The sequence below is a fragment of the Pseudonocardia sp. genome (genome assembly GCF_050250275.1).
Classification (GTDB): Bacteria; Actinomycetota; Actinomycetes; order Mycobacteriales; family Pseudonocardiaceae; genus Pseudonocardia.
Window position 1 is genome coordinate 85,060 of record NZ_JBFWOY010000010.1, and the last position, 22,084, is coordinate 107,143.

Genomic DNA, 22,084 nt, shown 5'->3' on the forward strand with positions numbered 1-22,084 from the left:
CAGGGTTGCCCCGGCGCCGGAGCGCAACAGTGAGGTTGCGCGCGGATCGTGTGGCCGGCGCTCCGCGGGTTGCGGTCCTGCCCCCGCTGCGTCATCCTTGGCCGAACGAACATTCGGTAGAGGAGTGGCCGTGCCCGAGGAAACGCAGACACTCGAGGACCGGTTCGACGCGACCGTCGCCGCCGACCGGCGCATCGAGCCGCGCGACTGGATGCCCGAGGGCTACCGCAAGACCCTGATCCGCCAGATCGCCCAGCACGCGCACTCCGAGATCATCGGCATGCAGCCGGAGGGGAACTGGATCCTGCGCGCACCGTCGTTGCGCCGCAAAGCGATCCTGCTCGCGAAGGTGCAGGACGAAGCCGGCCACGGCATGTACCTCTACGCCGCCGCCGAGACCCTCGGCGTCGACCGTGAGGACCTCACCGAGCGCCTCATCGACTCCCGCCAGAAGTACTCGTCGATCTTCAACTACCCGGCCCTGTCCTACGCCGACATCGGCGTCATCGGCTGGCTCGTCGACGGTGCCGCGATCTGCAACCAGGTCCCGCTGTGCCGCTGCTCCTACGGCCCCTACGCCCGCGCGATGATCCGCATCTGCAAGGAGGAGTCGTTCCACCAGCGGCAGGGCTACGAGCTGCTGCTGGCCATGGTCAACGGCACCGACGCGCAGCGCGAGATGGTCCAGGAGTCGGTGAACCGCTGGTGGTGGCCGTCGCTGATGATGTTCGGCCCGCCCGACGGCGACTCGCCCAACACCCAGCAGTCCATGGCCTGGGGCATCAAACGGCACACCAACGACGAGCTGCGGCAGCGGTTCGTCGACATGTCCGTCCCGCAGGCCGCGGCCCTGGGCGTCACCCTGCCCGACCCCGACCTGCGCTGGAACGCCGAGCGCGGCGCCCACGACTACGGCGAGCCCGACTGGACCGAGTTCAAGGCCGTCATCTCCGGCTCCGGCCCGGCCAACGCCCAACGCGTCGCCCACCGACGTCGCGCACACGAGAACGGCGCCTGGGTCCGCGAGGCGGCCCAGGCCTACGCCGACAAGCAGGCCGCCCGCGCGGCCGGGAAGGACGCGGCGGCATGAGCGAGAACCGGCGCACCTGGCCGCTCTACGAGGTCTTCGTCCGCGGCAAGCGCGGGCTCAACCACGTCCACGTCGGCTCCCTGCACGCCCCCGACGACGAGATGGCCCTGCACAACGCGCGCGACGTCTACACCCGCCGCAACGAGGGCGTCAGCATCTGGGTGGTCCGGGCCGACCTGATCACCGCGTCGAGCCCCGACGAGAAGGACCCGTTCTTCGCGCCGTCGGCCGACAAGGTCTACCGGCACCCGACGTTCTACGCGATCCCGGACGAGGTGCCGCACCTCTGATGTCTCCACACGCGCAGGAAGAGGACCCGACCAACGCCTACCAGTCGTTGTCGGAGACCACCGAGCACGACGACCCGCGCTGGGCGTTCGGCTCCGGGTTCGAGGACGTGCAGGCCGAGATCGAGGCAGCCGTCCCCGACGGCGTCGACGCCGCCGACCTCGCCCAGTACTGCCTGATGCTGGGCGACGACGCGCTGGTCTGCAGCCACCGCATCGCCGAGTGGGTGTCCAACGCACCCGAGCTGGAGGAGGAGGTCGCGCTCGCCAACACCGCGCTCGACCTGCTGGGCCAGGCCCGGGTGCTGCTCTCGCGCGCCGGGCACGTCGAGGGCGCGGGCCGTGACGAGGACTCCCTCGCCTACCTGCGCGGCGAGGCGGAGTTCCGCAACGTCGGCCTCGCCGAGCTCGGCGACGACCTCGACTTCGGCGTCGCCGTCGCCCGCCTGCTCGTCTTCTCGACGTGGCGCCTCGCCCTGCTGACGCGGCTGCGCGACTCCCGCGACCCGGTGGTCGCGGCCGTCGCCGACAAGGGCGTCAAGGAGCTGACCTACCACCGCGACTGGGCGGCCCGCTGGACGCTGCGCCTGGGCGACGGCACCGACGAGTCGCACCGCCGCGTGCAGGCAGGCCTGGAGACGGTGTGGCCGCACGTCGAGGAGCTGTTCCGCACCTCCGACGTCGAGCGCCGCCTTGTCGACGCCGGTGTCGCGACCGACCCCGCCGCCACCCGCGAGGAGGTCGACGCCGTGCTCGACCAGGTGTTCACCGCGGCGACGCTGACCCGCCCGACCCTGCCCGGCCGCGGCACGCTCGGTGGCCGCGCGGGTCGCCAGGGCGCCCACACCGAGGCACTCGGTCACGTCCTGGAACGGATGCAGGGCCTGGCCCGCGCGCACCCGGGGGCGTCGTGGTGAGCGCCCGGGAGGTCGTCGCGCAGGTCGTCGACCCCGAGATGCCGATGCTCACCCTCGACGACCTCGGCGTGGTGCGCGACGTCGCCACCGACGGTGACGCCGTGACGGTCACGATCACGCCCACCTACTCCGGCTGCCCCGCCGTCGAGGAGATGCGCGCCGACCTCGCCGACGCGCTGCGTGCCGCCGGGTTCGGGCCGGTCCGCGTCCGCACCGTCCTCGCGCCCGCCTGGAGCACCGACTGGATCAGCGACGCCGGCCGCCGCAAGCTCGCCGCCGCGGGCGTCGCCCCGCCCGGTACCGCGCCCCGCCCCACCGCCGGGCCCGTCCCGCTGACGCTCGTCGCCCCACCGAGCGCCGTGACCTGCCCGAACTGCGGGTCGCGCGCCACCGAGGAGCTCTCGCGCTTCGGCCCGACCGCCTGCACGGCGCTGCGCCGCTGCACCGCCTGCCGCGAGCCGTTCGAGCACATGAAGGAGATCTGAGGTGACCGCAGCGACCACCACCGCCGCGACCGGCGCCGCGCCGGGCACCTTCCACGCCCTGCGCGTCGCGGCCGTCGACCGGCTGTGCGACGACGCCGTCGCCGTCACCTTCGACGTGCCCGACCACCTCGCCGACACCTACGCGTTCCGGCCCGGCCAGTACCTGACCCTGCGGCTGCACACGGCCGAGGGCGAGGAGCGTCGCTCGTACTCGATCTGCGCCCCCGCCGGTGCGGCGCCACGCGTCGGGGTCCGGCGCGTCGACGGCGGCCGGTTCTCGGAGTGGATCGTCGACCGGCTGGAGGCGGGGGAGGAGATCGAGGTCGGCCCGCCCTCGGGCGGCTTCACCCCGGAACTCGCCGCCGGAACCCACCACGGCCTCGTCGCCGCCGGGTCGGGCATCACGCCGGTGCTGTCGATCGCGGCGTCGCTGCTCGCCGCGCACCCCGACACCCGCGTCACCCTGCTATACGGCAACCGCCGCACCGACACCGTCATGTTCACCGAGGAGATCGCCGACCTCAAGAACGCCTACGGCCCCCGCCTGCACCTGCTGCACGTGCTGTCCCGGGAGCCGATGGAGGCCGACGTCTTCTCCGGCCGCCTCGACGGGCCCAAGCTGCGGCAGCTGCTGACCCTGCTCGTCGACGTCGAAGGTGTCGAGGACTGGTGGCTCTGCGGGCCGCTCGGCATGACCGAGGACGCCGTCGCCGTGCTCGGCGAGCTCGGGGTGGAGCGGCAGCGGGTGCACCGCGAGCTGTTCTACGTCGACGCCCCGCCGCCCGAGCTGCACCGCGCCGACGACGTCGTCGACGGCGAGACCAGCGAGGTCACCGTCGTGCTCAACGGCCGGTCGACGACGCTGACCCTGCCCCGCGACGAGTTCGTCCTCGACGCCGCCCAGCGCATCCGCGGGGACCTGCCCTTCGCCTGCAAGGGCGGGGTGTGCGGGACGTGCCGGGCGAAGGTGTGCGACGGCGACGTCCGCATGGTCCGCAACTATGCGCTCGAGGACGACGAGGTCGATGCCGGGTTCGTCCTCACCTGCCAGAGCCGCCCGGTGTCGGACGCGGTGACCGTCGACTACGACGCCTGACCCGCGCGCAACCGCACTGCTGCCGGTGGGGCCGGGCGCGACGGTGAGGTTGCGGCCGGCGTTGTGCGCGCAACCGCACTGCTGTTGGTGGGGCCGGGCGCGACGGTGAGGTTGCGGCCGGCCTTGCGCGCGCAACCGCACTGCTGTGTCCGGCATTCGGGACGACCGTGAGGTTGCGGGCAGAGGGCAGCTCGTCGTTGTCGACACGGGACCGGTGTCACGCCGCCCGGGCGGGACATCCGACGCGGACAGGCGCAGGATGGGGCCCGACGCCCGCCGCCACAGGAAGGTACGGAACGTGACGCAGCGCTGGGCCGTGCTGATCGCGACGCTCGCCCTGCTGGGCTGGGCGGCCGCCCAGGCCTGGATCGTCCTGCGGACCAGACCGGCGCGGGTGAAGATCGCCGCGGCGTCCGGGTTCGCGGCCGTCGGGATCGCGGCGCTCGGCGTCGGGTTCGCGTTCACCCAGGGCGCCGCCGACGACGGTGCCTCCGCGCCGCGGGTGTCGAGCTTCGCGCAGTCCGTCGCCCCCACGCGGGTCGGTGACCCCACGGCGGTGGCACCGACCGTCGACGTCCCACCACCCGCGGAGGCCCCGCCCGCCGCCGACGTCCCCCCGCCGGACGCCCCCCGGCCGGTCGTGCCCAACCGGGCGCTCGCGGTCGCGCCGGCTGCGCCCGCCCTCGTGCGGGCACCCACGGCCGCGCTGCCGCCGGCGCGGCCCGCCCCGGCCGCGCCGCCCGCGGGCCCGCCCGTCGTTCCCGTGCCCGTGACCCCGCCCGGGGGTGCGGAGGGGGGCACCACCCCGCCGACGACCGTTCCGCCGACGGCCCCGCCGACCGCCCCGCCGCCGACCGCCCTGCCCACGACCCCGGCGCCGACGAAGCCGACGACCCGGCCGACGCGGCCCGGGCGCCCGACGACCCGGCCCCCCACGACGACGACCACGGCACCACCGGTCACGAGCACGGCCACCGCGACCACCACGACCACGACCACGACCACGACCACGACGGGGCCCTGACGGAAAACGGCTCGCGATGGTGGTGAGGTCGGCCCTACGATCACGCCATGCCTCCCGATTGACGCCCTGACCAGCCTTCCCACCCCGATCCGCGCCGGCTGACCCGGCTCGCGGTCGCGGTCGCCTTCCTCGCCGACCTCGCCCCGGTCTACGCGCTGTACGCGGTCTGGTTCGTCGCCACCGGCCTGTCCGAGGCGCAGGTGTCGGCACTGTTCGCGATCTGGTCCGTCGTCGGGCTGGTGGCCGAGGTGCCCTCCGGCGCGCTCGCCGACCGGTTCGGCAGGCGCCGCGCCGTCGTCGCCGGCTACGTCGGGCAGGCCGCCGGCTATGCGGTGTGGGCGCTGTGGCCGACGTTCACCGGGTTCGCCGCCGGGTTCGCGCTGTGGTCGCTCGGCGGCTCCCTGGAGTCGGGCGCGAAGGAGGCGCTGCTCTACGACGCGCTGGCGCCGGGGGAACGGTGGCGCTACGCCCGGATCGCGAGCGGGGCCGGCGCGGCCGGGCTGCTCGCGCAGCTCCCCGGGGCCGGACTGGCCACGCTGCTCTGGGCCACCGGGGGCGGGTTCGCGCCGGTGGCATGGCTGAGCGTGGGCACCTGCCTCGCCACCGCGGTGCTGGCCACGCGGCTGCCCGACATCCGCCCCGAACCCCCGGACCCGGCCGACGACGAGCCCGAGCCCGGCTGGTTCGCCGCCCTGCGCGCGGGGGTCGTCGAGGCCGCGGCCCACCCGCCCGTGCGCGCCGTGCTGCTCGCCGTCGCCGTCCTCGGCGGGGCCGACGCCGTCGAGGAGTACTTCCCGCTGCTGGCCGCCGACTGGTCGGTGCCGACGTCCACGATCCCGGCCGCCGTGGTCGCGACGGCCGTCACCGGTGCCGCGGGTGCCGCGCTGGGCGGTGTCGCCGCGACCTGGGGCCGGTGGCGGCTCGCCGCGACGACCGCGGCCGCCGTCGGCGCGCTCGCCGTCGCCGTCGCCCTCGCGGTCCCGCTCGGCATGATCCTGGTCAGCGTCTTCTACGGCGGCCACCGGCTGGTCCTCGTCGTGCTCGAGGTCCGGCTGCAGGAACGGATCACCGGCCCCGCCCGGGCGACCGTGACGTCGGTGTCGGGATTCGCCACCGAGGTCGTCGGGCTCCTGGTGTTCGGCGCCTGGGCCGTCGGCGGGGTCTGGCCGGTGGTCGCCGCGATGGCCCTGGTCGCGTCCCTGCTCCCGCGAATCCTGCGCACACCCTAGGCTTGCGCACGTGGACGGGACGTCGAAGGTCCGCCCCGGGCGCACGCCCGAGGAGGAGCCGGGCATCCGTGTGCTGCCCGCCCCGGACGGCGTCGCCGTCGTCACCGTGACCGGCGACGTCGACCTCGCAGGCGCGGGCCGGCTCGGCACCGCCGTCGGACAGGCGCTCGCGGCAGGTCCCGCAGCGCTGGTCGTCGACATGCGCGCCGTGACGTTCCTCGACTCGTCCGGGCTCGACCAGCTCGTCGAGGCCCGCCGCGCCTGCGCGGTGGCGGTCGTGCCGCTGCACGTCGTCGTCGCCGGCAACCGCGCGGTGGAACGCCCGCTCGAGGTCACCGGACTGGTCGCCGTCTTCACACTCGCCGACTCCGTGGAGGCGGTCGCCGAGACCCTCGACGCGACGCCGGCGGCCGACGAGGATCACCACCATGATCGGTGACGTGCCGCAGACGATGCTCCCCACCGGCCGCCAGCTGACGGTGACCGACGGGGCGGGCACCACCGCCGTCGTCACCGAGGTCGGCGCCGGACTGCGTGCCTTCGAGTCGGGTGGCCGCGCCTACGCCGAGACCTACCCCGAGGGCGTCCGCCCGCCCCGCGGCTGCGGCGCCCTGCTGGCACCCTGGCCCAACCGGGTCCGCGGCGGCCGCTGGACCTGGGAGGGCACCGAGCAGCAGCTCGCCCTCACCGAACCCGCCGCCGGCAACGCCATCCACGGGCTGCTCCGCCACGTCTGCTGGACCGTCGTCGAGCAGACTTCCGACGCCGTCACCCTCGCCGCCGTCGCCGTCGCGCAGCCGGGCTGGCCGCAGCCGGTGTGCGTCACGGTCGGCTACTCCGTGGCGGCCGACGGGCTCACGGTCACCGTCGGCGCCCGCAACCTCGGCACCGGCGACGTGCCCTTCGGCGTCGGCTCGCACCCCTACCTGCGGGTCGGGACCGCCGCCGTCCGCGACTGCACCCTGCACCTCGCCGCGACGACGGCGATCACGCTGCGCGACCAGCTGCCCGAGGGCGAGCCGCGGCCCCTCACCGACGACGAGCGCACCATCTCCCTGCGCGACGCCCGCCTCGACGACTGTTTCGGCGGCGCCCGCCCCGGACCCGGCGACGACCTCGTCCGCCACCGGCTCACCTCCCCCGACGGCGGGGTCGAGCTGTGGGCCGACCCCGCTTTCGCCTGGGTGCAGGTCTTCACCCCCGACGACCTGGGCGGCAACGGCCCCGCGGTCGCGGTCGAACCCATGACCTGCCCGCCCGACGCGCTCAACTCCGGCGACGGCCTCGTCGTCCTCGCCCCCGGCGAACGGTGGAGCGCCCGCTGGGGGCTCCGCCCGCTGACCTGATCACACCCTGCCGCACGTCACAGACCCGCTGCCCCACACCGGGCATCGATTACGGTCGTGCCATGCGGACGGTGCTCGTGATCGGGATCGGTGCGGGTGACCCCGACCATCTGACCCTGCAGGCGGTCGCGGCCATGCGCCGCGCCGACGTGTTCTTCGGCATCGACAAGGGCACCGTCAAGGACGACCTCGCCGCGCTGCGCACCGAACTGATCGACCGCCACGTCGACGCCGGGACCTACCGCGTCGTCGACGCCCCCGATCCCGAGCGCGACCGCGACGCGAGCGGTGGCGCCTACCGCGACGCCGTCCTCGACTGGCAGGACCGCCGCGCCGACCTCTACGCCGCGATGATCACCGACGAGCTGGGCCCCGACGGCGTCGGCGCCTTCCTCGTGTGGGGCGACCCGGCCCTCTACGACGGCACCCTGCGGCTGCTCGCCGGCATCCGCGAGGCCGACGTCGCCTCCGGCGGGCCGGGCTTCGACGTCGAGTCGGTCCCCGGTGTCAGCAGCGTCGCCGCCCTCGCCGCCGCGCACCGGCTCATCCTCAACCGGGTCGGCGGCTCGGTACTGGTGACGACGGGCCGGCGCCTCGCCGCGGGGATGCCGCGCGACGTCGACGACGTCGTCGTCATGCTCGACGGCGCGAGCACCTTCGCGTCGCTGCCCGACGACGACCTGGCCATCTACTGGGGCGCCTACCTCGGTACCCCCGACGAGATCCTCGTCAGCGGGGACCTGCAGGGGGTCAAGGACGAGATCGTCCGGGTCCGCGCCGAGGCGCGCGCCCGCAAGGGCTGGATCATGGACACCTACCTGCTGCGCCGCGACCCCGGCAGGCGCTGACCGAGGGCGCCGCGACCGTCTCCGATTGAGACGGCGACCACCCGGGACCTCGCGGAGACTGGCCGATCATGCCGGTGGGCGACTCGACTCTCGCGGAGGTCCGAGCGGGTGAACGCGATGACCATGGCGGTGAAGGCACGCGTCGAGCGCGCCCGATCCGGGGCGCTGCTCCTCGGCCCGGCGCTGGTGGCGGCCGCCGCCTACGTCGACCCGGGCAACGTCGCGACCAACACCGCCGCCGGCGCGGGCTTCGGCTACCTGCTCGTCTGGGTCGTGCTCGCCGCCAACGTCATGGCGGGCCTCGTGCAGTACCTGTCCGCCAAGCTCGGGCTCGTCACGGGCAAGTCGCTGCCCGAGTCGCTGCGCGACCACCTCCCGCGGCGTGTCCGCTTCGCCTACTGGGCCCAGGCCGAGCTCGTCACCATGGCCACCGACCTCGCCGAGGTCCTCGGCGGCGCCATCGCCCTCGCCCTGCTGTTCGACCTGCCCCTCGTCTGGGGTGGCGTCATCACCGCGGTCGTCTCCATGGTGATCCTCAAGGTCGCCGACCGCTTCGGGCAGAAGCCCTTCGAGCGCGTCGTCACCACGATGCTGCTCGTCGTCGGCATCGGGTTCGTCGCCAGCCTCTTCGCCGCCCCGCCCTCGGCCGCCGGCATCGTCGGCGGCATGGTCCCCGGCTTCGAGGGCACCAGCAGCATCCTGCTGGCCGCCGGCATGCTCGGCGCCACCGTGATGCCCCACGCCATCTACGTCCACTCGTCGCTCTCGCGCGACCGGCACGGCTCGCCGGCCCCCGGCCCCGACCGCCGCCGGCTACTGACGGCCACCAAGGCCGACGTCGCCGTCGCCCTCACCGTCGCCGGTGCCGTGAACCTGGGCCTGCTCCTCGTCGGTGCCGCCCTGCTCAGCGGTGACGAACGCACCGAGACCCTCGAAGGTGTCCACGCCGCGATCGGCGACAAGGCCGGCCCCCTGTTCGCTCTCGGTTTCGCCATCGCGCTGCTGTTCTCCGGCCTGGCCTCGACCGCTGTCGGCTGCTACTCCGGCTCCGTCGTGATGGCGGGCCTGCTGAAGATCAAGGTGCCGTTGCTCGCCCGGCGGGTCGTCACCGCGATCCCCGCGCTCGTCGTCCTGGGCATGGGCATCGACCCCACGTGGGCGCTGATCGTCTCCCAGGTCGTGCTGTCCTTCGGCATCCCCTTCGCCCTGATCCCGCTGGTCATCCTCACCTCGCGGCGCTCGATCATGGGTGACGACGTCAACAGGCGTGTCACCGTCGCCGCCGGGATCGTCGTCTGCACGGCGATCGTGGCGCTCAACGTCGTCCTGCTGTACCTGACGGTGACCGGCCGGGGCTGACCGCCTCCCGCCGGCACGGGGTCGTCGGGGCATCGGGTGCAACGCCGGTGACGGGGCGGCCGTCGGACACCTGCGGGTGCGAGGGGGGTCCCGCGGTCGCCGACCCGCCGGTGTCCGCGGGCTCCGGCGTCGCGCCCGGCTGCGTGGGGCTCCGCCCCGGGCCGGCTGCCGGCCCCGCCCGGGCGGGGCCGTGGGGCGATCGCGTCGCCGGCGCCGGGAGCGTGCCGTGACGCGCCGGTGCGCGGGCGATGTGCGCCGGACCGGCACGCGGCTCCGGCGGGCTGTCGGGCAGATGCGCCTCGTCGGGGGAGTGCGGCGCGGCGAGCGGACGAGCGTCGCGCTGGATGCGGCCGGTGGTGTTTGCCCGGGGGGTGGTCCGTGCAACTCCTTCCGGGTACGTCCCCTCCGCGGCGCACCGCGCCGGACCCCAGCTCACGGAGCGTGCCGATGACGCAGCCCGCCCGACACCCCGACCCGATCGACCACCCCGACCCCGGCCCGGTCGAACCCGGCCCGGTCGAACCCGGCCCCGCCTACGACGCCGACCCGGCCGACGGCAGCGCGGGGTCCGGACCCCTGGCCGTCGAGTTCGTCCATCGTTCCTGGCCGGCCGAGGCGGCCGCGCTCGGGCACATCCGCCGCGAGCTGGTGGCCTGGATCGGGCCGCTCGGACTCGCCCCGGACGAGGTCGACGACGTCGTCCTCGCCGTCGACGAGGCGGCGGCGAACGTCGTCGAGCACGCCTACAGCCCGGACGACCCCGGCAACGTGGACCTGACGCTGTGGACGGAGCCGGACGCGTTGTGCATCGAGATCACCGACCACGGCACGTGGACCCCCACCGAGACCCCGGGCCGGGGGATCGGTCTCATGCAGCGGATGGTCGGCGCCGTGCTCATCCACGTCGACGAGCGGGGCAGCCGCGTCCTGCTGCGCCACCCGTTGACCGACCGGGGTGACGGGCTCGTCGGCGGGTGACGCGCCGCGGGGCCGGGGCTCGCCGCCGGGCTCAGTGCCCGGTGCCCTCGACCGCCGGTGTCGCCGGGGGGACGTCGGCGCTCCCGTCGAGGACCGCCCGGGCGCCGCGCAGCACGTGGGCGCTGATCGTGGCGGGGTCGGCCCCGGCGATGGGACGGGTCGCGATGACGGTGCGCAGCAACCCGATGCCGAGGAGCCAGGCGAGGACGAGCTCGGCGCGCAGGGCGGCGTCGTCGACGTCGTCGGTGGTGGCGAGCGAGGCGAACGCGCCGGCCCAGCGCGACTCGAGCTCGGCGCGCAGGAGTACACCGGCCTCGCTGCTCCCGGTGGAGCGCAGGACGGCGAAGAAGAGCTCGGTGCCGCTCGGGTCGTCGGCCATGATCGCGTCGAGGGTGCGGCGCAGCAGGTCCTCGGGCGGCCCGTCCTCCAGCACGGCCATGGCCTCGCCGGAGATGGCTTCGGCGAACAGGCCTTCCTTGTTGCCGAAGTGGCGGAACAACAGTGCCTGGTTGACCCCGGCCCGGTCGGCGACGGCCCGGACCGTGGTGGCGTCGTAGCCGACGGAGGCGAACAGTTCGCGGGCGGCTGCGAGCAGGGCCCGCCGGGTGGCCGCGGCGTCGCGTGTCCGGGGCGGCCTGTTCGTGCGCCCTTCGGACTCGCCCCTGTCCGCCATCTGACCTCCTCGCCGTGGCTCGCGCGGCCCGCCGGGCGCGAATTTCGTCCGGTTCGCCCAGGCCGGTCGCTGCTGTGGTCATCACAACACATCGCCGCCGTGGCGACGTCGGCGGACGTCGGCGACGCGGTCCGCCGACCCCCCGTTCGGGCCGGGCGGTGTGGTGGGGCCGCCGTGCGGGTATCCGCGACGATCACCGGGCGGGTCGCCGTCCGGCACCCCGAACGAGAGGAACGACCGGCGATGTCACGCCGTGACGATCCGCAGCCGCAGGACCCCGACGCGGGCCAACTGGTCCAGGAGGACGCCGAGTACACCTTGACCGGAGCGGGAGACCCGCTGGACGCGGGCTACGTCCCGCCGGACCGCCCGTTCGAGCTGGACGGCGACACCGTGACCCCGGCGGGCGCGCGGGAGGGGGAGTCGCTCGACGACCGGCTCGCCCGCGAGCTGCCCGACGACGTGCCGGCGGTCGACCCGCAGCGCGCCGGCCGGCTCGAACCCGACGCGGACGGCGACACCGCGGCACGCGACGTGGGTGTCGACGGGGGCGCGGCGTCGGCGGAGGAGGCGGCGGTGCACCGCACCGGCGGCGGGGCCGACGCGTTCGAACCGGTGGTGGACGACAGCCCGATGGAGGACCCCGAGGTGACCGAGCAGCTGGACAGCGATCCGGGGGCCGAGCAGGCCGAGCGGGATGCGAGTCGTGACGCGGAGGGTGACCCGGTGGCGGGACGCGATGCGGAGCACCGCGGAGCGTTCGACGACCGGGCGGCCGGGATCGATGCGCACCCGGACGCGGGTGGGGCGGTGGCGCCCGCGTCGGGGCGCGAGGACGTGGGTCCCGAGGGCCGCCTGCGGTGAGCAGGCGGCCGGGACGCCGGTCAGGGGCAGCCCTGGGTGAGCTTGGCGATCGCGGAGTCGATGTCCATGCAGTCGGACTCGGCGCCGAGCGCGACGAGCTCGAGGGTGGACTCGACGAAGCTGCGCAGCAGGTCGCGGTCGACCTCGAGGATCGCGCGGCCGTCGTGGGAGGAGATCTCGATCTCCACGATGTCGTAGCCCTGGACGATCTGCGGGCTCATCCGGACGTGGCCGTAGCCGGCGGGTCCTTCGAGCGAGTCGACGACCAGGTCCCGCGCGACCATCCACTCGACCCAGCGGTCGCTGCGGGTGCGGACGGCGAGGACGACGGCGAACGGGTCGTCGGCGGAGTAGGACCAGCGGGTCACGACCGGCGCGGGCTGGCCGTGGAGGACGGTGAACATGTCCTGCTGGACCGAGTCGGTCGTCATCGTCGTGCTCCCTGGTGCTGTGGTGCCGGTCCCCGATGTTCCGGTCTTGCACAGGGAATCGTCCGGAGTCGCCGGAACGCTGCACATCCACGGCCGGTTCACTCGAACAGATGACGTAATTCGATCCTCTGATGAGCGCAGCGTCAGTTCCGCTGTTCGGCGGACACGATCCAGACGCCTGCGGACCCGGTCGTGGCCGGTTGCACCATCGTCAGCGTGACCGTGCCGGCGTCGGGGTCGGTGACGACGACCGTGCCGCCGTCGGGTGCCCCGGCGCTCGGTGCGCGCCACTGCAGGACGGCCGTCGCGTAGCTCGTCGCGACCTCCGACGGGTCGAGCAGCCACGCCTGCGAGCCCTGGTCGACCTGGGCCTGCAGCGCCCTCGCCTGGGCGACGTCGGTGACCGGCCACAGCAGGGTGCCCGCCGGGGCGGGGGTGGTGGCGGCGGGCGGGGGCGTCGCCTGTCCGGCCGGGGGCGTCGGGCCGGCCTGTTGCGTGGGGGACCCGCACCCCGCGACGGACACGGCGACCGCCAGCGCCAGTGCGGCGACGACCCGCGGGGGTGCGGCCCACCGGCGGTGCGCGGTGCGGACGGGAGCAGGAGCGGCAGGCTGCGGCGTCACGACCGTGGACGCTAGCCGCGACGCCCGCGGGCACCTGTCGTCCCCGCCCGCACGTCAGGCTGACGTGACCGCCCGGTACCCCGCCGGACGGTCAGGCCCGGTCGGCCGCGGCACTCTCCACGCGGGGCCCGCCGTGGCTAGGGTGACTGCCGAGATGATCGGCCGGCCGACGACGGAGTGCGACATGACCGATGCGGAAGCCTTCTACGCGGCGCGCGACTTCCTGCTCGCCCACCGCACCGACTACGACACGGCGGTGCGGGACTTCCGCTGGCCCGAGCTGACCGAGTTCAACTGGGCGCTCGACCACTTCGACGCCGTCGCCGCCGACGCGGAGCGTGGTTCCCGGCGGGCGCTGTGGATCGTGGAGAGCGACGGCTCCGAGGCGTACTGGACGTTCGCGGAGATGTCGTCGCGGTCGAGCCGGGTGGCGAACTGGTTGCGCGCGAACGGGGTCGGTCGCGGCGACCGGATCATCCTGATGCTCGGCAACCAGCTGGAGCTGTGGGAGACCCTGCTCGCGGCGATGAAGCTGGGCGCCGTCGTCATCCCGGCGACGACGCTGCTCACCGCCGAGGACCTGCGTGACCGGGTCGAGCGTGGCAACGCCAGGCACGTCGTCGTCGGGGGTGGCGACGCCGGGAAGTTCGACGACGTCGCCGGCGACTACACGCGCATCGCGGTGCGCGGCGCCCCGCAGGGCTGGCTCGACTACACCGACGCCTACGACGCCGCCGACACGTTCGTCCCCGACGGGGTCACCCGCGCCGACGACACGCTGTTGCTCTACTTCACATCCGGCACCACGGCCAAGCCCAAGCTCGTGGAGCACACCCACCAGTCCTACCCGGTGGGTCACCTGTCGACGATGTACTGGATCGGGCTGGAGCCCGGCGACGTCCACCTCAACATCTCCTCGCCCGGGTGGGCCAAGCACGCGTGGTCCAACGTGTTCGCGCCCTGGATCGCCGAGGCGACCGTGCTGGTCATGAACTACGCCCGGTTCGACGCCGAGTCGGTGCTGGATGTGCTGGGGCGCTGCGGCGTCGACAGCTTCTGCGCCCCGCCGACGGTCTGGCGCATGCTCATCCAGGCCGACCTGTCGGCCCTGCGTACCCCGCCGAGCAAGGTCGTCGGTGCGGGTGAGCCGCTCAACCCGGAGGTCATCGAGCAGGTCGAGAAGGCCTGGGGGGTGCGGATCCGCGACGGCTTCGGGCAGACCGAGTCCAGCGTGCAGATCGCCAACCCGCCCGGCCAGGCGGTCAAGCCCGGCTCGATGGGGCGTCCCGTCCCGGGCTTCCCGATCGAGCTGATCGACCCCACGACCGGGGAGAAGGCCGACGAGGGCGAGATCTGCATCGACCTGTCCCGGCGTCCGACGGGGCTGATGGTCGGCTACTACGGCGACGACGAGCGCAACGCCGAGGCGATGGCCGGTGGCTACTACCACACCGGCGACGTCGGCTCCCGCGACGCGGACGGCTACATCACCTACGTGGGCCGTTCCGACGACGTCTTCAAGGCCAGCGACTACCGGATCAGCCCGTTCGAGCTGGAGAGCGTGCTGATCGAGCACCCGGCCGTCGCGGAGGCGGCCGTCGTGCCGTCGCCGGACCCGGTGCGGCTCGCGGTGCCGAAGGCGTACGTGGTGCTGGCGTCCGGGCACGCGGCCGACGAGGCGACGGCCCGTTCGATCCTGGAGTTCGCGCGCGACAACCTGGCGCCGTACAAGCGGATCCGTCGTCTGGAGTTCGCCGACCTGCCCAAGACGATCTCCGGCAAGATCCGCCGGGTGGAGCTGCGTGTCCGGGAACAGGACATCCGCGGCTCGGACTCGGCCACCCCGACGGGCGAGTACACCTTGTGAGTGGCGGTGGTCGCCGTGGCGGCCACCACCCGCTGCGGGTCCGCCGGGGTCAGGAACCGGCGCGGCCCGTGGGGCACGGCGCGTGCCGGCCGGTGAGGGTGGCGAGCATCAGCATCGCGCCCCACGGGCCGATGACCCAGATCGGCCAGAACGGCTGGACGCTGCCCGTGCCGATCGACGTCGCGAGCCACACGACGGTGCAGATGGTTCCGGCGAGTGCCCAGGGTGCCCACGTCGCGGCGTGCTGCGGGCCCGGCCGCGGGCGGGCCGGGGCGGCCGGGTGCGCCGTGGGGGCGGGGAGGTCGCGGGTGACCCCGTCGAGGTCGGCCCGGGTGCGGGCGGTGTAGACGGCGTCGAGGCGCGACTCGAACTCGGGGAGGTCGAGCCGGCCCGCGCCGACGTGGACGCGCAGCAGCGCCTCGGTGTGCTCGCGTTCGGCGTCGCCGATCCGCAGGTCGGGTCGTGCGGTGTGCTCGGTCATCGGCCTCTCCGTCCCTCGACGTGGGCCCAGATTGCCGTGCCATCCTCGACCTGTCAAGTTCGACATGTCGAGGATGGCACGATCAGCGGGTCACGGGGCGGGCGGCACCTCGGTGAAGTGCCCCGGCCAGTTCTTCCACGCGATCCGCGAGATCGTCACGACCTCGCCCAGGCGCGACCACTCGTCACGACCCAGCCGGGCCAGCGGCCGCAGCCGCTGCACCGCAGGCAGCGTGTTGCCACGCTCGTCGGTGACCAGCACGTCGTCGTCGACCACGGCGTGCACCACCCGGCCGATGACCACCGTCGAGTCGCCCAGCTCCAGGTCGTGCTCCAGCCGGCACTCGAACGCGACCGGTGACTCCGCCACGCGCCGCGGCGCCACGACCGTGCTCGCCTCCGGCGTCAGCCCGACGGCGGTGAACTCGCTGATCTCCGCAGGGAAGTCGGTCGCCGTGGCGTTGATCCGCTCGAACATCGACTCCGTCGCCAGCGAGATCACGAACTCCCCGGTCTCGCGCACGTTGCGCAACGAGTCCTTCGTCCCGACCGAGGTGAACTGCAACATCGGCGGGTCCACGCACGCGACCGTGAAGAACGAGTGCGGCGCGAGGTTGTCGACGCCGGCGGCCGACCGCGTGGACACCCAGGCGATCGGGCGCGGCACCACGGATGCGGTGAGCAGTTTGTAGAACTTCGAGGCGCCCATCTCGTCGGGAACCATGTCGGTGCGCATGCCCCGATCATCTCCCCCGGCGGCGGGCGCCCGCAGCGGGACCGTAGCGTCGCCCTGTGCGTCCCTCCCGCGCCGCAGGCCTGCTCCTGGGCGTCCTCGCCGACCTCGCGTTCGGCGACCCCCGCCGCTTCCATCCCGTCGCCGGGTTCGGGCGCCTCGCCGCCGCGCTCGAGACCCGGTCCTGGGCCGACGACCGCCGCCGCGGAGCGCTGCACACCGCCGCGCTGGTCGGCGCCGTCGCCGGTGCCGGGGCGATCGTCGAACGGTGCGCGCGGGGCCCCGCCGGCACCGTCGTCGTCACCGCCGCGGCGACCTGGACCGTCCTCGGCGGCCGGTCGCTGGTGGGGGAGGGTGCGGCGCTGGGCCGCGAGCTCACCGCGGGCGACCTCGCCGCCGCCCGCCGCCGCCTGCCCAGCCTGTGCGGACGCGACCCGTCGACGCTCGACGCCCCCGGGATGGCCCGCGCCGGGGTGGAGTCGCTGGCGGAGAACACCTCCGACGCCGTCGTCGCCCCGCTGTTCTGGGGGGCCGTAGCCGGGGTCCCGGGCCTGCTGGGCTACCGCGCCGTCAACACCCTCGACGCCATGATCGGGCACCGCTCGGCACGCCACGAACGCTTCGGGTGGGCTGCGGCGCGCCTCGACGACGCCGCCAACCTCGTGCCCGCCCGGGTCGCGGCCCTGCTGTTCGCGGGGCTGGCGCCGGTCGTCGGTGGGTCACCGCGCGCGGCGGTCCGGGTCTGGCGGCGCGACGCGCGCGCCCATCCGAGTCCCAACGCCGGACCCGTGGAGGCCGCCGCGGCCGGGGCGCTCGGGTTGCGGCTCGGCGGCACGACCGCGTACCCCTACGGGGTGCAGGAGCGGCCGCTGCTGGGCGACGGCCGTCCGCCCGCCGTCCCCGACCTGCTGCGCGCGGCCCGGCTGTCGCGTGCGGTCGGCATCGCCGCGGCACTCCTGACGGCCGCAGGCGCCGCCGCCCGGCGCACACCGGGCTCGCGGTGGACCCGACAGGGATCCGGCGCGGGACCCGGCGCTCAGGGACCGCCGGGGGTCTCGTCGCGACCCGAGAGGGCGTCGCGCAGCGCCGCGCGATCCCCGGCGCGGTCACGACCGCCGCGGCGCTGCAGCAGCTCCAGACGCACGAAGTAGCCGAGCGCGACGATCGCGATCGCGCCGAACGTCAGCCACTGCAGCGCATAGGAGAAGTTGGAGAACGGCGCCGCGCCCTCGCCCGCCTCGACGGGCAGCGGCGTGAGCACACCCGGACCCGACTGCTGCGCGACGTACCCGACCACCATCGGCGTCCCCGCCGCCGCGGCGACGGTCTTCGAGTCGGCCGCGTACATCTGCCGGTGCCCGGCGGCGTCGAACGCGGCCCGGGCCTGCGGGTCGGTCTCGTCAGTGCGCAGCCGGCCCTCGACGGTGACCTCGCCCTGCGGCGCGGGCTCGAACTCCGGGACGGTCTGACCGTCGGTGGCGCGCACGGTGCCCCGGTCGACGACCACCACCCGCCCGTCGGTGGTGCGCATCGGCGTCATGACCTCGACGGCGGGCTTGCCGTCGACGACCCGCAGCCGCACCACCACCTCGTCCTGCGGCAGGAAGGTGCCGGTCAGCGTGACCTGCCGCCACGCGACGTCGCTGCCGACGGCGTCGCCCGGCACGAGGGTGCCGAAGGGCACGGCGCTCAGCGTCGCGGCCACGTCGATCTGCTTCTGCTCGCCGTCGCGCGCGGACTCGCGGCCGAACTGCCACGGCGCGAGGTAGACGTAGCAGGCCACGGCGAACCCGACGACCGCCACGACGAGGGCGATCCACTGGGGCCGCAGCAGGAAACGCATGACCACACGTTAGGCGGTCCGGGTCCGCGCCCGTCATCGCGGTCGCTCGCGGCCGGCCCGTCCGATGACGGCGTCACGCGTGGGCGGCGGTGCCGGCGGGGCGTGTGGCTGCCGGGCGGGGCGCTCGCGCGAGGGGGCGTGAGTGGCGATGGTCGCTCCGGCGGCACCGCCGGCCGCGGGGGCTCGATACTGGGCAGATGTCCGACGGTCCCAGCGGTGCGCTGCTCGTGGCGGGGACGACCTCGGATGCGGGGAAGAGCGCCGTGGTCGCGGGGTTGTGCCGGCTGTTGCACCGGCGCGGGGTGTCGGTCGCGCCGTTCAAAGCCCAGAACATGAGCAACAACTCCGTGGTCACCCCCGACGGTGGTGAGATCGGGCGCGCCCAGGCGATGCAGGCGCACGCGTGTGGGCTGGCGCCCAGCGTCGAGTTCAACCCGGTGCTGCTCAAGCCCGGCAGCGACCGGACCTCGCAGGTCGTCGTCCGTGGCCGCGCCGAGGGTCATGTCAGCGCGATGTCCTACCGGACGCGGACGGCGGCGCTGCGGGGTGTGGTCGCGGACTCGCTCGCGGGCCTGCGTGCCCGCTACGACGTGGTGGTCTGCGAGGGGGCGGGGTCGCCGGCCGAGATCAACCTGCGTGCCGGTGACATCACCAACATGGGGTTGGCGCAGGCTGCGGACCTGCCCGTCGTCGTGGTCGGTGACATCGACCGCGGCGGTGTGCTCGCCCACCTGTTCGGGACGGTCGCGGTGCTCGACCCGGCCGACCAGGCGCGGATAGCGGGGTTCGTGGTCAACAAGTTCCGGGGGGACCCGGCGCTGCTGGCGCCCGGGCTCGATCAGCTGCGTGCGCTGACGGGCCGGCCGACGTTCGGGGTGTTGCCGTGGTCGGACCGGTTGTGGCTCGATGCCGAGGACTCCCTCTCGGCGGTGGCCGACGGTGTGCTCGGGCGTCCGGGGCCGCCGCGCGGGTCGGCGTGGCTGCGGGTCGCGGTCGTGCGGTTGCCGCGTATCTCCAACGCCACCGACGCCGAGGCGTTGGCCTGTGAGCCGGGGGTCGCGGTGCGGTACGTGACGGAGCCGTCGCGGTTGCTCGACGCCGATGTCGTGGTGCTGCCGGGGTCCAAGGCCACGGTGGCGGATCTGGGGTGGTTGCGTCGTAGCGGGATCGCCGACGCGGTCCGTGCCCATGCCGCGGCGGGGAAGCCGGTGTTGGGTATCTGCGGCGGTTACCAGATGCTCGGGCGGCGTATCGCCGACCCGGAGGGGGTCGAGGTCGTGGGCGGGGCGGGTGTGGAGGGGCTGGGGCTGCTCGACCTGGAGGTGCGTTTCGAGGCCCGTAAGCACCTGGGTAACCCGGCTGGGACGGTGTGGGGTCTGCCGGTGCGTGGCTACGAGATCCATCACGGCCGGGTCGTGGCCTGTGGTGACCCGGTGCTGCTCGAGGATCCGGGGGAGGGCTCGGACACCGGGACGGTGCTCGGCACGCACTGGCACGGGTTGTTGGAGAACGATGCGTTCCGTCGTGCCCTGCTCTCCCGGTTCGCGGTGCAGGCGGGCCGGGCCGGGTTCGTCGTCGCCCCCGACACCGACTTCGCCGCCGAGCGTGATGCGCAGCTCGACGTGCTGGGCGACCTCGTCGCCACCCACCTCGACATGGACGCGATTGAACATGTGATCAATCACGGTGCACCGGCAGACCTCCCGGTCCTGACGACCGGTCTGGCAGGCTCGACGCGATGAACGCCGCTCTGCGATACCCCTTCTCCGCGGTCGTCGGCCACGACGACCTGCGCCTGGCCCTGCTGCTGAACGCGGTCCACCCGGGCGTCGGCGGGGTGCTGGTGCGGGGTGAGAAGGGCACCGCGAAGTCGACGGCCGTGCGCGCGCTCGCGTCGCTGCTGCCGGCGCTGTCCGTGGTCGTGGGGTGCCGGTTCGGGTGTGACCCGGCCGCGCCGGACCCGGGCTGCCCCGACGGGCCGCACCCGGACGGCGCCGCGGCCGGGACCCGGGCCGCGCGGCTGGTCGAGCTGCCCGTCGGCGCGACCGAGGACCGGCTCGTCGGCGCGCTCGACCTCGAACGGGCCCTGGCCGACGGTGTGCGCGCCTACCAGCCGGGGCTGCTGGCCGAGGCGCACCGCGGTGTCCTCTACGTCGACGAGGTCAACCTCCTGCACGACCACCTGGTCGACCTCCTCCTCGACGCCGCCGCGATGGGCCGGGCCCATGTCGAGCGCGACGGGGTGTCGGTGTCGCACGCGGCGCGGTTCCTGCTGGTCGGGACGATGAACCCGGAGGAGGGGGAGCTGCGCCCGCAGCTGCTGGACCGGTTCGGGTTGACCGTGGAGGTGGCGGCGTCGCGGGAGGTCGCGACCCGGGCGGAGGTGGTGCGGCGCGGGCTGGCGTTCGAGGCCGACCCGGCGGGCTTCGGCGCGGAGTGGGCCGAGGCCGACCGGGGGATCGCCGCCCGGATCAGGGGGGCTCGGGCCCGGCTGGGTGCGGTGATGCTGCCGGATCGTGAGCTGCGCCGGATCGCCGGGGTGTGTGCGGCGGTCGAGGTCGACGGGATGCGCGCGGATCTCGTGATCGCCCGGGCGGCGGTGGCGCACGCCGCGTGGCGTGGTGCCGACGTGGTCGAGGAGGCGGACGTGCGGGTCGCGGCGCGGCTCGCGTTGCCGCACCGGCGTCGTCGTGACCCGTTCGACGAGCCGGGGATCGACGACAAGACCCTCGACGATGCGATGCGCTCCGCCGCGGACAACCTCGACGACGAGCCGGAGCCCGACCCGCCGACCCCGGGCGGCCCGGGCAGGGACGACCCGGGGCCGGACGGTGCGGACGGTCCGGGCCCGGACGGTTCGGGCGCCGACGGTTCGGGTGCCGACGGTTCGGGCGCAGATGGTTCGGGTGCCGACGGTTCGGGCGCAGATGGTTCGGGTGCAGACGGTTCGCGGCCCGACGGTTCGAGCAGGGACGGTTCGCGTGCCGACGGTTCGGCGGCCGATGGTTCGGGCGCGTCCGAACCCGGCCCGTCGCGGGCGGGCGACGACCCGGTCGGCGCCGCGGTCCCCGTGGCGCGGCCGGCGCGGCTGGCCTCCTCGGCGGCACGACGGTTCCGCGTCCCGGGCGTCGGGGAGGGCACCCCGGGCCGGCGCTCGCGGGCCCGCACCGACACCGGCCGCGTGGTCCGCGCGTCGACGACCACCCCACGCCGGGCCGCGGACCTGCACCTTCCCGCCACCCTCGCCGCCGCCGCGCCGCACCAGCGGTCGCGCGCCGCCGCCCACTTCGTCGTCCGCCCCGCCGACCTGCGCTCCACCGAGCGTGAGGGCCGGGAGGGCAACCTGGTGCTGTTCGTCGTCGACGCATCGGGGTCGATGGCGGCGCGCGCACGGATGAGCGCGGTGTCGGGCGCCGTGCTGGCACTGCTGCGCGACGCCTACCGCCGCCGCGACAAGGTCGGCCTCGTGAGCTTCCGCGGCGGGTCCGCCGAGGTCGCGCTGCCGCCGACGTCGAGTGTCCCCACCGCCCAGGCCCGGCTCGCGGCGCTGCGCACGGGCGGGCGCACCCCGCTCGCCGAGGGCCTGCTGCGCGCCGGGCGGGTGCTCGACGTCGAGCGTCGCCGTGACCCGCGTCGGCGCGCGCTGCTGGTGCTGCTCACCGACGGCCGCGCGACCGTCGCGGCCCGCGAGGGTGGCGACCCGGTCGCCGACGCCTGCCGCGCCGCCGGCCTGCTCGCGGCCGACGGCGTGCACACGGTCGTCGTCGACTGCGAGAGCGGGCCGGTGCGGCTGGGGCTCGCGGGTACGGTCGCGGCCCACGCCGGCGGCGAGCTGGTCCGGCTCGACGAGCTGACGGCGGACTCGGTCGCCGGTGTCGTGTCCCGGGCAGCCTGAACAGCAACCACGAAGC

23 protein-coding genes are annotated in these 22,084 nt (G+C 74.7%); 17 read left to right on the plus strand and 6 right to left on the minus strand.

The features are described from left to right. Positions 1–130: 130 nt before the first annotated feature. From paaA to AB7F12_RS11730, 12 genes are all read left to right on the plus strand, one after another. A complete protein-coding gene (gene paaA, locus AB7F12_RS11675; RefSeq protein WP_428499721.1) occupies positions 131–1,090 on the plus strand; it encodes a 1,2-phenylacetyl-CoA epoxidase subunit PaaA in 960 nt (319 codons plus the stop codon). Beyond that, entirely contained in the window at positions 1,087–1,380 is a 294-nt protein-coding gene (paaB, locus tag AB7F12_RS11680; RefSeq protein ID WP_428499720.1) for a 1,2-phenylacetyl-CoA epoxidase subunit PaaB, read from the plus strand. Before paaA ends, paaB begins: the two co-directional genes overlap by 4 nt. Beyond that, on the plus strand, positions 1,380–2,294 hold the full coding sequence (gene paaC, locus AB7F12_RS11685) for a 1,2-phenylacetyl-CoA epoxidase subunit PaaC (RefSeq protein WP_428499719.1): 915 nt from the start codon (positions 1,380–1,382) through the stop codon (positions 2,292–2,294). The genes paaB and paaC overlap by 1 nt, the downstream gene beginning before the upstream one ends. Next, positions 2,288–2,779, plus strand: a complete 492-nt coding sequence (paaD, locus tag AB7F12_RS11690) for a 1,2-phenylacetyl-CoA epoxidase subunit PaaD (RefSeq protein WP_428499718.1) — start codon at positions 2,288–2,290, stop codon at positions 2,777–2,779. The genes paaC and paaD overlap by 7 nt, the downstream gene beginning before the upstream one ends. Before the next feature lies 1 nt (position 2,780). Next, positions 2,781–3,875, plus strand: a complete 1,095-nt coding sequence (paaE, locus tag AB7F12_RS11695; protein WP_428499717.1) for a 1,2-phenylacetyl-CoA epoxidase subunit PaaE — start codon at positions 2,781–2,783, stop codon at positions 3,873–3,875. Positions 3,876–4,173: 298 nt separating this feature from the next. Further along, entirely contained in the window at positions 4,174–4,899 is a 726-nt protein-coding gene (locus AB7F12_RS11700; protein ID WP_428499716.1) for a hypothetical protein, read from the plus strand. Between the two features lie 98 nt (positions 4,900–4,997). After that, on the plus strand, positions 4,998–6,128 hold the full coding sequence (locus AB7F12_RS11705; protein WP_428499727.1) for an MFS transporter: 1,131 nt from the start codon (positions 4,998–5,000) through the stop codon (positions 6,126–6,128). 10 nt (positions 6,129–6,138) lie between these two features. Further along, complete coding sequence (locus AB7F12_RS11710; protein WP_428499715.1) at positions 6,139–6,567, plus strand: STAS domain-containing protein; 429 nt, start codon at positions 6,139–6,141, stop codon at positions 6,565–6,567. Beyond that, a complete protein-coding gene (locus tag AB7F12_RS11715; RefSeq protein WP_428499714.1) occupies positions 6,557–7,474 on the plus strand; it encodes an aldose 1-epimerase family protein in 918 nt (305 codons plus the stop codon). Before AB7F12_RS11710 ends, AB7F12_RS11715 begins: the two co-directional genes overlap by 11 nt. 62 nt (positions 7,475–7,536) lie before the next feature. Beyond that, positions 7,537–8,322, plus strand: coding sequence for a precorrin-6A synthase (deacetylating) (gene cobF / locus AB7F12_RS11720; protein WP_428499713.1), 786 nt, complete (start codon positions 7,537–7,539; stop codon positions 8,320–8,322). Between the two features lie 24 nt (positions 8,323–8,346). Further along, positions 8,347–9,681 (plus strand): Nramp family divalent metal transporter, encoded by a 1,335-nt coding sequence (locus AB7F12_RS11725; RefSeq protein ID WP_428499726.1) that lies wholly within the window; start codon positions 8,347–8,349, stop codon positions 9,679–9,681. A 447-nt stretch (positions 9,682–10,128) separates the two neighbouring features. Beyond that, the gene (locus AB7F12_RS11730; protein ID WP_428499712.1) at positions 10,129–10,659 is read left to right on the plus strand and encodes an ATP-binding protein; all 531 of its coding nucleotides are present in this window, start codon (positions 10,129–10,131) and stop codon (positions 10,657–10,659) included. Between the two features lie 31 nt (positions 10,660–10,690). On the opposite strand, the gene AB7F12_RS11735 is transcribed toward AB7F12_RS11730, so the two are convergent. After that, positions 10,691–11,332 carry a TetR/AcrR family transcriptional regulator gene (locus AB7F12_RS11735; RefSeq protein ID WP_428499711.1) on the minus strand — a complete coding sequence of 214 codons (642 nt, stop codon included), beginning with the start codon at positions 11,330–11,332 and terminating at the stop codon, positions 10,691–10,693. A 243-nt stretch (positions 11,333–11,575) separates the two neighbouring features. On the opposite strand from AB7F12_RS11735, the gene AB7F12_RS11740 reads away from it, so the two are divergent. Next, complete coding sequence (locus AB7F12_RS11740; protein WP_428499710.1) at positions 11,576–12,196, plus strand: DUF5709 domain-containing protein; 621 nt, start codon at positions 11,576–11,578, stop codon at positions 12,194–12,196. 20 nt (positions 12,197–12,216) lie between these two features. On the opposite strand, the gene AB7F12_RS11745 is transcribed toward AB7F12_RS11740, so the two are convergent. Further along, positions 12,217–12,627 (minus strand): SsgA family sporulation/cell division regulator, encoded by a 411-nt coding sequence (locus AB7F12_RS11745; RefSeq protein ID WP_428499709.1) that lies wholly within the window; start codon positions 12,625–12,627, stop codon positions 12,217–12,219. A gap of 143 nt (positions 12,628–12,770) precedes the next feature. Then, the gene (locus tag AB7F12_RS11750; RefSeq protein WP_428499708.1) at positions 12,771–13,250 is read right to left on the minus strand and encodes a hypothetical protein; all 480 of its coding nucleotides are present in this window, start codon (positions 13,248–13,250) and stop codon (positions 12,771–12,773) included. Between the two features lie 184 nt (positions 13,251–13,434). Here AB7F12_RS11750 and AB7F12_RS11755 point away from each other — a divergent pair, with 184 nt between their 5' ends. Continuing rightward, positions 13,435–15,117 (plus strand): AMP-binding protein, encoded by a 1,683-nt coding sequence (locus AB7F12_RS11755; RefSeq protein ID WP_428499707.1) that lies wholly within the window; start codon positions 13,435–13,437, stop codon positions 15,115–15,117. A 49-nt stretch (positions 15,118–15,166) separates the two neighbouring features. Here AB7F12_RS11755 and AB7F12_RS11760 read toward each other — a convergent pair whose 3' ends face one another. Both AB7F12_RS11760 and AB7F12_RS11765 read right to left on the minus strand, forming a co-directional pair. Then, the gene (locus AB7F12_RS11760) at positions 15,167–15,598 is read right to left on the minus strand and encodes a DUF1707 SHOCT-like domain-containing protein (protein ID WP_428499706.1); all 432 of its coding nucleotides are present in this window, start codon (positions 15,596–15,598) and stop codon (positions 15,167–15,169) included. A 90-nt stretch (positions 15,599–15,688) separates the two neighbouring features. Then, positions 15,689–16,333, minus strand: coding sequence for a flavin reductase family protein (locus AB7F12_RS11765; protein ID WP_428499705.1), 645 nt, complete (start codon positions 16,331–16,333; stop codon positions 15,689–15,691). A gap of 56 nt (positions 16,334–16,389) precedes the next feature. Here AB7F12_RS11765 and AB7F12_RS11770 point away from each other — a divergent pair, with 56 nt between their 5' ends. Then, the gene (locus AB7F12_RS11770; protein WP_428499704.1) at positions 16,390–17,481 is read left to right on the plus strand and encodes a cobalamin biosynthesis protein; all 1,092 of its coding nucleotides are present in this window, start codon (positions 16,390–16,392) and stop codon (positions 17,479–17,481) included. On the opposite strand, the gene AB7F12_RS11775 is transcribed toward AB7F12_RS11770, so the two are convergent. Next, positions 17,367–18,173 carry an SURF1 family cytochrome oxidase biogenesis protein gene (locus tag AB7F12_RS11775; protein WP_428499703.1) on the minus strand — a complete coding sequence of 269 codons (807 nt, stop codon included), beginning with the start codon at positions 18,171–18,173 and terminating at the stop codon, positions 17,367–17,369. The two genes, AB7F12_RS11770 and AB7F12_RS11775, sit on opposite strands and share 115 nt — an antisense overlap. Before the next feature lie 197 nt (positions 18,174–18,370). On the opposite strand from AB7F12_RS11775, the gene AB7F12_RS11780 reads away from it, so the two are divergent. Further along, positions 18,371–19,915 carry a cobyric acid synthase gene (locus tag AB7F12_RS11780; RefSeq protein ID WP_428499702.1) on the plus strand — a complete coding sequence of 515 codons (1,545 nt, stop codon included), beginning with the start codon at positions 18,371–18,373 and terminating at the stop codon, positions 19,913–19,915. Next, on the plus strand, positions 19,912–22,068 hold the full coding sequence (locus AB7F12_RS11785; RefSeq protein WP_428499701.1) for a VWA domain-containing protein: 2,157 nt from the start codon (positions 19,912–19,914) through the stop codon (positions 22,066–22,068). Before AB7F12_RS11780 ends, AB7F12_RS11785 begins: the two co-directional genes overlap by 4 nt. The last annotated feature ends 16 nt before the right edge of the window (positions 22,069–22,084 follow it).